4 protein-coding genes are annotated in these 14,078 nt (G+C 68.6%); 3 read left to right on the plus strand and 1 reads right to left on the minus strand.

Features of this window, described 5'->3' with window-relative positions:
* Positions 1-22 precede the first annotated feature (22 nt).
* From AWC08_RS26290 to AWC08_RS26300, 3 genes are read left to right on the plus strand one after another with little or no spacing between them, the layout of a single operon-like run.
* Positions 23-1,180: an acyl-CoA dehydrogenase family protein gene (locus tag AWC08_RS26290; RefSeq protein ID WP_069435093.1), complete on the plus strand. Its 1,158-nt coding sequence runs from the start codon at positions 23-25 to the stop codon at positions 1,178-1,180.
* 7 nt (positions 1,181-1,187) lie between these two features.
* Positions 1,188-2,300, plus strand: a complete 1,113-nt coding sequence (locus AWC08_RS26295; protein ID WP_069435094.1) for an acyl-CoA dehydrogenase family protein — start codon at positions 1,188-1,190, stop codon at positions 2,298-2,300.
* Between the two features lie 16 nt (positions 2,301-2,316).
* The gene (locus tag AWC08_RS26300; RefSeq protein WP_065133087.1) at positions 2,317-2,739 is read left to right on the plus strand and encodes a PPOX class F420-dependent oxidoreductase; all 423 of its coding nucleotides are present in this window, start codon (positions 2,317-2,319) and stop codon (positions 2,737-2,739) included.
* On the opposite strand, the gene AWC08_RS26305 is transcribed toward AWC08_RS26300, so the two are convergent.
* Positions 2,736-13,775: a type I polyketide synthase gene (locus AWC08_RS26305; RefSeq protein WP_085088423.1), complete on the minus strand. Its 11,040-nt coding sequence runs from the start codon at positions 13,773-13,775 to the stop codon at positions 2,736-2,738. The genes AWC08_RS26300 and AWC08_RS26305 overlap by 4 nt on opposite strands.
* Positions 13,776-14,078: the final 303 nt, after the last annotated feature.

A 14,078-nucleotide genomic window follows, 5' to 3' on the forward strand; every position in this document is an offset into this window, starting at 1 on the left:
CCCCGGACACAGGAGGCTGCCGATGAAGCTGGCACTCACCCCCGAAGAAGCCGCGTTCCGCGACGAACTGCGAACGTTCTTCACCACCCAGATTCCGGCCGATATCCGGGACCGAGTTCGCGAGGGCGGCCATCTGACCCGCGATGAGATCGTCGCCAACCACAAGCTGCTGCACGAGCGCGGGCTCGCGGTGCCGAACTGGCCCGCCGAGTGGGGCGGCAAAGACTGGACACCCACCCAGTTCCAGATCTGGACCGACGAGATGCAGCTGGCCAGCGTCCCGGAACCGTTGAACTTCAACACCAAGATGGTGGGCCCGGTGATCGCCGAGTTCGGCTCGCAGGAGGTCAAGGAACGGTTTCTCCCCCCGACGGCCAGCCTGGACATCTGGTGGTGCCAGGGTTTCTCCGAACCCGAGGCCGGATCCGACCTGGCCTCGCTGCGCACCACCGCGGTCCGCGACGGTGACAGCTACGTCGTCAACGGACAGAAGACCTGGACGACGCTCGGCCAGTACGCGGACTGGATCTTCTGCCTGGTCCGCACCGACCCGCAGGCACCCAAACGGCAGGCCGGTATCTCGTTCTTGCTCATGTCGATGGACACCCCGGGCATCACCCTGCGGCCGATCAAGCTGATCGACGGCGGCGTCGAGGTCAACGAGGTGTTCTTCTCCGACGCCCGGGTACCGGCGAATCAGCTTGTCGGAGAAGAGAATCAGGGGTGGACCTACGCGAAGTTCCTGCTGGGCAACGAACGAACCGGGATCGCCCAGGTGGGCCGCACCAAAGTGCGGCTGGCCGAGGTGAAGCGGCGCGCCGCGGAGAACGGCCTACTCGAGGACCCGCTGTTCGCTGCGCGGCTGGCCGAGGCCGAAAACGAGGTGCTGGCACTGGAACTCACCCAGGCCCGGGTGGTGTCGAGTTCGTCCGGCGGCAAACCCAATCCGGCCTCGTCGGTGCTCAAGCTGCGCGGTAGCCAGCTGCAGCAGATCGCCACCGAACTGATGGTCGAGGTGGCCGGTCCGGACGCGCTGCCGGTGGGCGGTGACGGCATCGCCTCTCCGGACTGGGCGCAAGCCAGTGCCCCGACGTACCTCAACTACCGTAAGACCTCGATCTACGGCGGTAGCAACGAAGTTCAGCGCAACATCATCTCCTCGACCATTCTCGGATTGTGAGGCAGTCATGGACTTTCAGTTGAGCGAAGAGCAGGGCCTACTCCGCGACACCACCCGGGAACTGCTGTCACGTACCTACGACGCCGAAAGCCGCAACAAGGTGCTCGAGTCCGAGCTGGGCTGGAGCCGCGAGGTGTGGAACCAGCTCGCCGAAGTTGGAATCCTGGGTCTCGGTTTCGACCCGGAGGAGGCCGGGCAGCTGGAAATCATGGCCGTCCTCATCGAGGTCGGACGCCGGCTGGCACCCGAACCGATCGTGCACGGCGCGCTGGCACCCGGGTCGCTGATCGCCGAACTGGGCAACGACGCGCAGAAAGAGTTGTTGGACGAGGTTGCCGGGGGCCAGCGACTGCTGGCCTTCGCCCACCTGGAACCGGGTCAGCGCGGCGGTTCGACACAGCCCGCTACTCGCGCTGTGCGGCAAGGTGATTCGTGGATCGTCAACGGACGCAAGAATCCGGTGCTGGCCGGGGACAGCGCCGACACGCTGGTGGTCAGCGCGGCGTTGCCGGAGGGCGGGACGGGGTTGTTCCTGGTCGACGCCGAGACGGTCAGCCGCACCCCGTACTCGACCTTCGACGGTCAGCGCGGCGCCCAGATCGACTTCGACGAAGCGGCCGCCGAACCGCTGGGGGGTGACGATGCGGCCGACGCCTCGGATGCCATCGCTCGCGCGATCATCCGGATCCAGTCGGCGCTGTGTGCCGAGGCGCTCGGGGCGATGGAGGAAGCGCTGCGCCTGACCACCGATTACCTCAAGACCCGCAAGCAGTTCGGCGTCACCCTGAACAAGTTTCAGACGCTCACGCAGCGGGCGGCGGACATGTATGTGTCACTGGAGCTCGCGCGCAGCATGAACCTGTATGCGGCGATGTCGATCGCCGACGGCAATTACGACCCGGTGATCGCCGCGCGTGCCAAGCTGCAGATCGCCCGCTCGGGCCGGCACATCGGACAAGAGGCGATCCAGCTGCACGGCGGCATCGGCATGACCGCCGAATACCCGGTGGGCCACTACACGGCCCGGCTGACCGCGATCGATCACACGCTGGGCTCGGCTCGAGATCAGCTGCGGGTGCTCATCGACCACATCGGTGAATACGACTTGGCCAAGATCTGAGCCAAGCTTCGACACCATGGCCGAACTGTCGGACCGAGTCGCCGGGTTCCTGTCAGCGGGCACCCGCACCGGGATGCTCGGGTTCGCCGCCTCCGACGGACGGCCCTTGGTGGCGCCGGTCTGGTTCGTCGTCGACGGTGGTGAGCTGGTGTTCACCACTCACCGCGAAACGCCGAAAGGCCGTGCTCTGCAACGGGATCGGCGAACCGTGATCTGCGTGGACGACCCCCATCCGCCATACTCGTTCGTGCAGGTGCAGGGCGTGGCGACGGTCAGCGAGGATCCCGTGGAGTTGCTCGACATCGCCACCCGCGCCGGCGCCCGCTACATGGGCGCCGAGCGCGCCGAGGAATACGGCCGCCGCAATGCGGTTCCCGGCGAACTGGTGGTGCGGGTGCGCCCGACCAAGGTCATCGCCGGTTTCGACATCAGCAATTAGCCACCCGCGGGCTGCGCGGCCGCCTCAGTCGCGTCTTCGGCAGGGGCCTCCCCTGAGGTTTCCGTTGCAGCCTCGGCCGGGTCCTCCGTCGCAGCAGAGGCTGAGGCCGGGTCCGACCCCGACATGATCTCCGGCAGCTGCTCGGCCAGATACTCGGCGAGCGCCCTGATGGTCGGATAGTCGAACACCGCGGTGGCACTGATAGTCAGCTTGCCACCGAATTGTCCGAGCAACCGGTTGCGCAGTTCCACCGCCATCAGGGAGTCGGTGCCCAGGTCCAGGAACCGGCTGGTGGCCGCCGGCGGCTGGGCCAGCCGCAAGAAGCTCTGCACCTCCTGCTGCAGATACTCGGTCAGGAAATCGGCCCGCTGCGACTCAGGTATCTCGTGCAGCTGGCGAAGCAGCTCACTGTCACCCTGTGTGGCGGTGACAGCGCTCGGCAGCACGTAATCGAGAATCGCCGGACGGGAACCGCCCAGCACCTTCGCCGTGCGTTGCCAGTTGGCCTTGATGACGGTCGCCTGTCCGGTTCCCTCGGCGAAAAGCTCGCCCAGGGCGCTCAGCGCGGCGGTGGGGTCCAGCGGAATCAGGCCTTGCGCACCGAGATTGACGCGCGCGGCGTGCGAGGCGGCCATGCCGCCCTTGGCCCACGGTCCCCAATTGACGCTGGTCGCGGTCAGGCCCTGCGCGTTGCGGTCGGCGACCAGTCCGTCCAGCAGGGCGTTGGCGGCGGCGTAGTTCGCCTGACCCGGTGAACCCAGGACGCTGGAGATCGAGGAATACATGATGAAGAATTCCAGATCGTCGTTCTCGGTCAACCGGTGCAGATGCCACGCCGCAAAAGCCTTGGGCGCCAGCGTCGTCCGGAATCGCTCCAGGTTCTGCTGGGGTAGCAGCGCATCGTCGAGCAGACCCGCCAGGTGGGCCACCCCGGCCAGCGGCGGCAGCTCGGCGCGGATCCGCCCCAGCAGATCTGCGAGCTGGGACTCGTCGCCGACGTCGGCCCCGAACACGTGGATCCGGCACCGGTAACGCTCGGTGATGGCGTCGATGGCCTGTTGCGCCTCCGCGTCAGGCAGATGCCGGCTGGTCAGCACGATGTCGCCGGCCCCCAGCGCAGCCAGATACGACGCGGTGTGCAGACCGAGCGCACCGAGACCGCCGGTCACGAGATAGGTTCGATCTGCGCGTGGCGCAAGAGGATTGGGCATCTGCACCACAATCTTGCCGATATGCCGCGCCTGCTGCATGCGGCGGAACGCCGTCTTGGCCTCGGTGAGCGGGTAGATCTCGGCGTGCAGCGGTTCCCACTCCCCGCTGCCCAGCCCGTCGGACACCTCACCCAGCAGCCGATGGATGTGCTCGGGGTCGCTCATGATGGTGCCGTCCAACGCCACGATCTCGTAGTCGATGTCAGGTCGCACCGCGGCCATCTGCTCGGGCGTCCAGATGTCGCGCTTGGCGATTTCGGCGAACCGGCCGTTGTGGGCAGTGGCGCGCACGGTCGCCTCGAGGAATCCCTCGTTGGTCAGGCTGTTGAGCACGACGTCGACTCCGGCGCCGTCGGTGTCGGCCAGGATCTGATCCGCGAAATCCGTAGTGCGCGAGTCGTACACATATTCCACACCCAGCTCGCGCAGGGTCGCACGTTTGTAGGTGCTGGCGGTGGCGAACACCGTTGCACCGCACTGGCGCGCCAGTTGGACGGCCGCCAAGCCGACACCGCCGCTGGCGGCGTGTACCAGCACCCGGTCTCCCGGCCGCAGCTTGGCCCAGTCGAACGCCAGGCGGGCGGTCAGCGCCGCCGCCGGTATGCTCGCCGCCGCTATCGCACCCAGACCCTTGGGCACCGGCGCCAGCAACTGGGCCGGCACGTTGACCCGGCTGGCGAACGCACCCTGCATGAACCCGAAGACCCGCTGGCCGACCTCGAGTCCCGTTACGCCGTCGCCCAACTCGGTGACGAGGCCGGAGAAGTCACCGCCGATCGGCCCCGGGTCGCCGGGATAAAGACCCAGCACATTGAGCACGTCCCTGAAGTTCAGGCCGGCAGCCTCGACCCGGACCTGCACCTGGCCCGGCGCCGGCGCCGGCACCTCCGCCTCGACCAGACGGAGGTTGTCGATGGCACCGCGTTCGGTCGGCGCCAGCACATAGTCGGACGCGCGGGGCACCGTGAGATGCCCGCCGCGCGCCCACGGCAGCAGCCGCGACACCAGGAACTTGCCTTGGCGCAGCGCGAGTTCGGGTTCGGCGACGGGTGCGTCCGGCGCGGCCATCAGTTTTGCCAGCCACTGCACGGCATCCGCGGAGCCGTCATGGTCGACCAGCCGGCAGCGCAATTGTGGCTGCTCGGCGATGACCGTGCGCCCCAGCCCCCACAACGCGGCCTGAACGGGGTCGACCGGTTCGCCGGGCTCCGTCGCCACCGCGCGTTCGGTGACGATCCACAGCCCGCCGGGCAGTTTCAGGTCCTGCTGGCCCAGCGCGGTGCGCACCAGAGTCAGCAACCCGTCGAGTTCGCCCTCCAGCCGTTCGGCGAAATCGGCGCTGGGCTCCTGGGTGTCCGGCCGCCGGCCGGCGCGCCACACGATGCCGGAGATCGGGGCGCCACGCTCCTTGGCCTGCGCGAACAGCTCCGACCAGAGTTCCGGGTCCACAATATTGTTGGTGCGCAGGCTGTTCGGCACATCGGCCGCCAGCTCGTCGAACCCGGCCACCAACCACGTGGTGCCGGCATTCTCCGGCGCCTCGGATGCCGGCGCGGGTATCTCGTTCCAGCCGAGGGTGTACAGCAGCCGGGTGGCGTCGCCACCGAGCCCACGCAGCAACGCCTCCCGCGGTGCGCGCTTGACGGTGAATTCGCGGATCCCGCCCAGGAAGCGACCGTCGCGGTCCACGAAATCGAGGTCGAAGACCTGCGTTTCACTGTCCAGGCCGCCGGCGTGCCAGCGGGCGCGGCAATAGAACCGCCGCGGCATCCGCTCGGCCAGCATCACCCGCCCATACCGCAACGGCAAGAACAGATCCGCGACGCCGTGTTCGGCCGCCAGCAGCGCCGGGAACGCCGGGAAGGCGACTCCGGTGCACAAGTCCAGCAGCACCGGGTGGATCGGCTCGCCGCCGAGGTGCTCGGCGAGTTCCTCGCCGATGGCGACGTCTCCGATCGCCTCACCCTCGCCCACCCACAACGACTTCAGGGAGGTCGACCAAGTTGGGCCCCAGGCCAGTTCCATGTCGGCGAAAGTGTCGAACAATTGCTGGGTCTGGGTGCGGTTCAACCGCTCGGTGGCCGACTCGACGGCATCCGATCCGGCCGCCGGCTCGGCGGGCTCATCCAGGACACCGCTGACGACGGTGCCGTCGGCGTTCAGCGACCACTCGGCCTCGCGGACGCCATAGGGGCGGCTGTGCACCCGGAACGTCCAGCCGCCGCCGTCCTCGAGCGGATGCAAGGTCAGCTGCACCTCACGAGAACTCTTGTCCGGCAAGATGATCGGCTCATAGAAGAAGACGTCCCGCACGTGCGCCGGGGCACCGACGGCGGCCAGCGCCATCGCCGCGTACGTCGCTCCCGGGACCACGACGGTGCCGTAGATGACGTGATGAGCCAGCCAGGGCTGCGTCTTGACCGACAGCCGGCTGGTGTAGACGGCGTCACCGGAAGCGAGATCCTTTGCACTACCCAAGATTCCGGACACCACAGCGCCGTCGCCGGGCGTGACACCGGAACTCTTGGGCCAGAAATGCCGGCGCTGGAAGGGGTAGGTGGGCAGCTCAAGCCTGCGACCCGGTCTCTGTTGGCGGGCGGCGAAGTCCGGCCGGTGCCCGGCGACGTAGGCGGCCGCCAAGCCTTCGGCGATCTGCCGGCGCGCATCGGCGCCCTTGCGCAACGAGACGATGGCGCGTGGCGGAGCCGAGTGCTCCGGCCAGACCTGCACCGCCGCCGCGGTGAGAATCGGCTGGGGGCCGATCTCCATCAGCACCGTGCAGCCCAGCGCCGCCACCGTGCGCACACTGTCGGCGAACTGCACGGGCTGGCGGGAGTGCCGGCGCCAATACTGGCCATTCAGTGGGGTTTCGGCGGTCAGGACGGTGCCGGTACGGTTGCAGACCAACGGCAGGGTAGGAACGTTGAAGTCCAGCCGTGCCGCGTAAGCCTCGAATTCGTCGAGCACCGGGTCCAGCAACGCGGAGTGGAAGGCGTGGCTGGTGTCCAGCCACGTGCAGCGGATGCCCTCGTCGTTCAGCGTGGCGACGATCCGTTCCAGGTCGCTACCGGGGCCCGACAGCACGGTGTTGGGGCCGTTGTAGGCGGCGACCGACACCTGCGGGCACTGTTGGGCGACGTCCTCGACGTGGCGAGCGTCGGTGAAGACCGCCACCATCCGGCCGCCCTCGGGCAGGCTGCCGAACAGCCGGCCGCGTTCGGCCATCAGGCGCGCACCGTCTTCGAGGCTGAACACTCCGGCCACACACGCCGCCGCGTACTGGCCCACGCTGTGCCCGAGCACCACGTCGGGCTCGATCCCCCACGACTGCCACAGCCGGGCCAGACCCATCTCGATCGCGAACAGCGCAGGCTGCGCGAAAGAGGTGTGCCGCAAGGCTTCTCCGGTCTCCCGGTCGGCGGCGAACAGCACCTCCAGCAACGGACGCGGCAGCATGCCGTCGATCGCGTCCGCGCACCGTCGCACGGTTTCGGCGAACACCGGCTCGCTGTCGAAAAGCTCGCGCGCCATGCCCGGATACTGGCTGCCCTGCCCGGTGAACAACCACGCCGTCGTCGGCCGGTCGCCGCACACCCCGCGAACCACGCCGGGGCGCAACCGATTGGCTGCCAGGTCGGACAGCAGGTCGCGGGCGGCGCTGATCGACGCCGCACCGGAATCCAGCACCAGCGCACCGCGGTGTTCGAAATGCGATCGCCCGACGCCGGCGGTGTAGCAGACGTCATTGATGTCGGCCTCGGGATGAGCGTCGAGCCACGACGCGTACCGCTGCGCCAACGACACCAGCGCCTGCTCTGACCGTGCGGACAGCGGCAACACCTGAACGGGACCGTCCGGCGCGGCTGGTGATTCGATCGCCGGTGCCGTTGGCGCCTCTTCGAGAAGGACGTGGGCGTTGGTGCCGGTGAACCCGAATGAACTGACACCGGCGCGCCGCGGGCGGCCGTTGGCCTGCCAGGGCGTCGCTTCGTCGACCACGCGCACCGGCAGCGAGCTCCACGGAATATGTGGCGACGGGTTCTCGAAATGCAGGTTGCGCGGCAGGGTTTCGTGCCGCAGGGAGAGCACGATCTTGATCAGGCCGGCGACCCCGGCAGCCGACTCCAGGTGCCCGATGTTGGTCTTCACCGATCCCATCAGCAGCGGGTGGCTCGGGTCCCGGCCGGCCCCGTAGGCCGCCGCGGCGGCCTGCACCTCGATCGGGTCACCCAGCGACGTGCCCGTGCCGTGCGCCTCGAGATAGTCGACGTCGTTGCCCGCGACGTGGGCCCGCGCCAGCGCCGCGGCGATAAGTCGTTGCTGGGCCCCACCATTGGGCACCGTCAGGCCGCTGGACGCGCCATCCTGGTTGACCGCGCTGCCCCGGATGACCGCCTGGATGTGGTCGCCGTCGCGCACCGCATCGCTGAGTCGCTTGAGCACCAGAATGCCGCAGCCCTCGCTGCGCACGTACCCGTCGGCGGCGGCGTCGAAGGTCTTGCACCGGCCGTCGGGCGACAGCATCCTGGCGCGGGATGCGGCAATCAGGGACGCCGGGCTCAACAGCACGTTCACCCCGCCGGCCAGCACCAGATCGCAGTCCCCCGAACGCAGTGCCTGGCAGGCTTCGTGCACGGCCACCAGCGAGGAACTGCAGGCGGTGTCGACCGCCACCGCCGGCCCCTCCAGACCGAGCGCGAACGCGACGCGGCCCGCGATCGCGTTCAGGGCGTTGCCGGTGATGAAGTGAGCTTCGATGCTGTCGACCGACTCTGCGGTCAACAGATGCGAGTATTCGTTGGCCGCCACTCCGACGAAGATGCCGCTTCGGCTGCCGCGCAACGAGGCCGGCGAATAGCCGGCACGTTCCAGCCCTTCCCAGGCGATCTCGAGCATCAACCGCTGCTGCGGATCCATCCACACGGCTTCCCGGGGTGAGATGCCGAAGAACTCCGGATCAAATCCGTCGATACCGTCGAGGTATCCGCCGCAGCGGCTGTAGATCTTGCCCGGCGTCTCAGGATCGGGGTCGTAGTACTCATCGACGTCGAAGCGATCGTCGGGGATCTCGCGGATCGCGTCGACCCCGTTGGCCAGCAGGTCCCAGTACGCCTCGGGATCGGCGGCCCCGGGAAAGCGGCAGGCCACCGCGACGATGGCGATCGGCTCGTCCACGGGAGTGGCGGTCGCCGCGGCCGGGGCCGGTGTCGCGGTTTTCGCGGTTGCGGGTGCGCTCAGCTGCAGTACATCGGTCAGCAGGTAATCCGCCACGTCGACCAGCCGCGGGTAGTCCATCGCCAGCGTCGCCGGCAGTGCCTTGCCGACACCGTGCTCGACCCGGCGCCGCAGTTCGACGGCCATCAGCGAATCCATGCCGAGGTCGAAGAAGCCGGCCTCGTCGCGGATCTCGGCGGCATCGACCCGCGTGACCTCCGCGACGACGTCGCGCAGGTAGTCGACGACGAGTTTCTTGCGTTGTTGCACCGGAGCGATGGTGAGCTGCTCGACCAGCTTCGTGGTCCCCGACGCTGCCGGTGCCGTCGCCGAATCGGGCAGCTCACGCTCGAGTTCGGCCAGGAAGGACCGCCGACCGGTCTGCTGGTAGATGGGCAGGAACCGCGCCCAGTCGATGCGGGCCACCACCCCTTGCGTCGAGTGGGTGACCATGAGCTCGGCCATGCCGGCCAGTGCATCGCCGGGCGCCAGGGTCACCACTCCGCGCTTCTTCAGCTGCGCCCGGGCCTGTTCGTCGGCCATGCCCGCCGACCACGGACCGAAGTTGACGCTGAGGTAGTTCTGCTCGCGCAGCCGCCACGACAGCCCGTCGAGGAAGGCGTTGGCCGCGCTGTAGGCGGTCTGGCCGAAGCTGCCCCATACCGATGCGATCGAGGAGGTGTTGAGGAAGAAGTCCAGCGCAATGTCGGCCGTCGCTTCACTCAAATTCCATGCGCCCCAGACCTTTCCGGCAAAAACTCGATCGACTTCCGCGTCGTCCAGGCTGCGCAGCACGGTGGTGCCGATCTCACCCGCGGCATGCACGATGCCGGCCAGCGGCGGTAGTTCGGCTTCGATGGTGGCGATCAGGCGGGCGACGTCGTGCGGGTTGGCGACGTCGGCGGCGATGGTCCGGATTTGGCAGCCGGTCTGCTGGCGCAGCGCATCGATGCGCTGCTGGGTGTCGTTGTTCGGCGCGCGCCGGCCGGTCAGCACCAGCTGACGGGCGCCGTGCGCGGCCAGGTAGCCGGCGATCTCCAGACCGACCGAGCCCAGGCCACCGGTCACCAGGTACGTCGCCTCGGCGCGAAGTGTCAGCGGTGTCCCGATCGGCGCGCCGGCCCGGCGCACCAGGCGCGGGACGTAGACCGCTTGATCACGCAGCGCCACTTGGTCTTCCGTGGCACCACCGGCCGTGACGGTGTCGATCAGCCGCGACCACTCCTCGGCGCTGCCGGCCGACAGGTCCGCCAGTCCACCCCACACCTGCGGATGCTCCAGCGAAGCGGCCCGACCGAACCCCCACAGGCAGCTCTGCACGGGCGATACCACGTCGCTCGGGGTAACCCGTTGCGCACCAGAGGTTATCAGCCAGATCGGGACGCGAAGTTCGGCGGCGGCCGCGGCGCGGAAAAGTCGCCGTGCCCCACCGAGCACCCGGTGCTGCATCCGCAGCAGTGACCGCATCGAAGGCGCCGTGTCCGATTCGACGGCCGACAGGACCAGGATGCGCTGCGCCGGTTCGTCGTCGGCCGCTTCGCGCAGCAGGCCTTCGAGGCGTTTCTCGTCGGCGTCGGACGCCGGTAGCCCGACGACGCGGTGCCGGTGCCCCCGGGCCGTCAGCACGTCGAGCAGCGGCGCCACGACACCGGGGTCGTCAGCGACGAGCAGCCAGGTCGCGTCGGCAGTGCTCGCCGCGACAACCGTCTTCTCCCAGCGGATCTCGTAACGGTCCTGCGCGATGGACTGTGTCTCGCGCTGTCGGTTGTGTTGGGCGGCAAGTTTTGTCAGCACCTCGATGGTCTGCTGATTGCCGCTTGCCCCGTCGAGCAATGCGGCAAGTTCGTCGATGCGGCCGTCCTCGAGCAGCCGGACGGCTTCGGTGCGCAGGGCCGCCGACCGGTCGGCTTTCCCGGCCGGCTGGGTCCGGTTGTCCCGGTACCAGTACTGGCGGTGCTGGAACGGATAGGTGGGCAGGTCGAGCTTGCGACGCCGCCTCTGCTGCAGCGCATCGAACGCGGGCACGTGACCGGCGACGTAGGCGTCGGCCAGGGCTTCGGTGATCTGACGGTTGTCGGCGCCGTTTCGGCGCATCGAGGCGATCGCCCGCGGCGCGGTCGCCGGATCGGGCCAGGCGCGCAGCGCAGCTGCGGTCAACACCGGTTGCGGGCCGACCTCGAGCAGCAGCTTGCAGCCCAGTTCGGCCAGGGTGGCGACGCTCTTGGCGAATTCGATCGGCTGCCGGGCATGGCGGCGCCAGTACCGGCCGTCGAGTTTCACCTGCCTGCCCAGCGCCGCGCCCGTCCGGTTGCACACCAGAATCCGCTGCGGCGCAGCGTATTCGAATCTGTTCGCGAATTCCTCGAACTCGTCGAGGGCCGGATCCAACAGCGCCGAGTGGAAGGCGTGACTGGTGTCCAGCCATTCGCAGCGGACTCCGTCCGCCCTCAGTCCGGCCACCGCGCGGTCCAAGTCCTCGGCAGGCCCGGACAGCACGGTGTTGGCGCCGTTGTAGGCGGCCACCGACAGGCGCGGAAACTCCTCGGTGCGGCCCTCGACCCGTTCGCTGTCGGCGAACACCGCCACCATCCGCCCGCCGTCCGGCAGGTTACCGAACAGGCGGCCGCGCTCGGCGAGCAGCAACGCCCCGTCCTCGAGACTGAATACGCCGGCCACACATGCGGCCGAATACTGGCCGACACTGTGCCCCAGCACCACGTCGGGTTCGAAGCCCCAGGACCGCCACAGCCGCGCCAGGCCCATCTCGACCGCGAACAACGCAGGCTGTGCGTAGGCGGTCTGCCGCAACATGTCCTGGCCGTCCGGGCTGTCCGTGTCGAAGATGACGTCCAGCAACGGCCGTTCCAGCACGTCGTCGACCACCGCCGCGCACCGGGTTAAGGTCTCGGCGAAAATCGGCTCGCTGTCGAATAATTCGCGGGCCATGCCCGGGAACTGGCTACCCTGCCCCGGGAACAACCATGCCGTCTTCGGCGGGTCGGCGCATTCTCCGCGCACCAGTCCCGGCGCCGGGCGGTCGTCGGCCAGCGCACCGAGCAACTCACGTGCCGAGTCCGTCGAATTGACCACCAGCGCGGCACGATGCTCGAAGTGAGACCGTCCGACGGCTGCCGAAAAGCTCACGTCGGCCAGCGCGGCCTCGGGATGCTCGCTCAACCAGCCGCGATAGTGCTCGGCGAGTTGAAGCAACGCCGCCGGCGTGCGCGCCGACAGCGGCAGCAGGCTGAACCGTTGCCCGGCCGAATCCGGCTCCACCTCAACGTCATTGCGCTGCGAGGGCGCTTCCTCGAGGATGACGTGCGCGTTGGTTCCGGAGAACCCGAACGAGCTGACGCCGGCCAGGCGCGGCCGGCCGTTTCTTTCCCAGGGAGTGGCCTCCTTGACGACCTGCACCGCAAGGCGGTCCCAGGGAATGTGCGGGGATGGGTCCTGGAAGTTCAGGTGCGGCGGCAACAGTTCGTGTTCGAGCGACAGGACCACCTTCATGACACCGGCGATCCCGGCGGCGGCCTCCAAGTGTCCGATATTCGTCTTCGCCGACCCGATCAGCAGCGGCGGGGCGCCCTCGCGTCCCGCTCCGAGCACGGCGCCGGCGGCCTGAACCTCGATCGGGTCACCCAGCGACGTCCCGGTTCCGTGTGCCTCCAGATACCCGATGTCGGCAGGCGCGACGCCGGCCCGGTGCAGCGCCTCGGCGATGACCCGCTGCTGAGCGACTCCGTTGGGAACCGTCAGGCCACCCGATGCGCCGTCCTGGTTGATCGCGCTGCCGCGGATCACCGCACGGATACGGTCGCCATCGCGCAGCGCGTCCGCCAGCCGCTTGACCACGATGACACCGCAACCCTCGCCACGCACGTAACCGTCGGCGGCGGCGTCGAAGGTCTTGCACCGGCCGTCCGGCGCCAGCATGTGCGCCTGGGAGAAGGTGATCATGGTCGCCGGGCTGAGCAGCACGTTGGCGCCGCCGGCCAACGCGAGATCGCACTCGCCCAGCCGCAGCGCCTGGCAGGCCTGATGAATCGCCACCAGCGACGAGCTGCAGGCCGTGTCCACCGTCACCGCCGGGCCCTGCAGGCCCAACCGGTAACTGATCCGGCCTGCCGCCGCTGCGGCGGCCGTCCCGATCGCCATGTAGGCCTCGATCTCGGGATAGTCGAGTTCGTCGGAGGCCATGCCGAGGTAATCGTGGGTGGAAAGGCCGATGAACACCCCGGTGTTGGTGTTCGCCAGCGCGGTGGGCGCGGTGCCCGAATGCTCCACCGCGCGCCACGCCGTCTCCAGCAGCAGCCGGTGCTGTGGGTCCATCAACCGAACTTCACGCGCCGACAAGCCGAAGAACGGAGCGTCGAAACCGGTGACGTCGTCGATGAAGCCCGCCCGGCGGGTCACCACCTTGCCGGGCGCGTCAGGATCCGGGTCGAAGAATTCGTCGGCGTCCCACCGGTCCCGGGGCACTTCCGACACGGCGTCGCGCCCCTGGCGCAGCAACTCCCAGAACTCGTCCGCGTCGCCGGCGCCCGGAAAGCGCGCCGCGTAGCCGACGATCGCAAACCCGGCTGGCGGCTCCGTCACCTCGGCGGTTGCCATGCACTGTCCTCTCGCTGACTTGGCCGGCGGAGACTGGTTCCCCCTGTGCTCACCGTGTGCCAGGGCCCGGTCGAGCAGCAGACAGATCTCCCCCAGCACAATTATTACAAGCACGAATGCGCCGCGCGCCGACATCGGAAAATTACCAGGTAGTGCGGCCGGCCTAGAGCGCGGCGCCGCTCCTTTACCATAGCCGCTGGCGCAATGCGAGCCGCCGCTCGCATTAGCGCGTGGCCGCTAGAGTGATTGCCGAAGCGGTTATCGTGATATCGGCGCCGACTCACAGCCAGGGAAAGCCAGCGA

The organism is Mycobacterium gordonae, from assembly GCF_002101675.1.
GTDB classification, from domain to species: Bacteria; Actinomycetota; Actinomycetes; order Mycobacteriales; family Mycobacteriaceae; genus Mycobacterium; species Mycobacterium gordonae.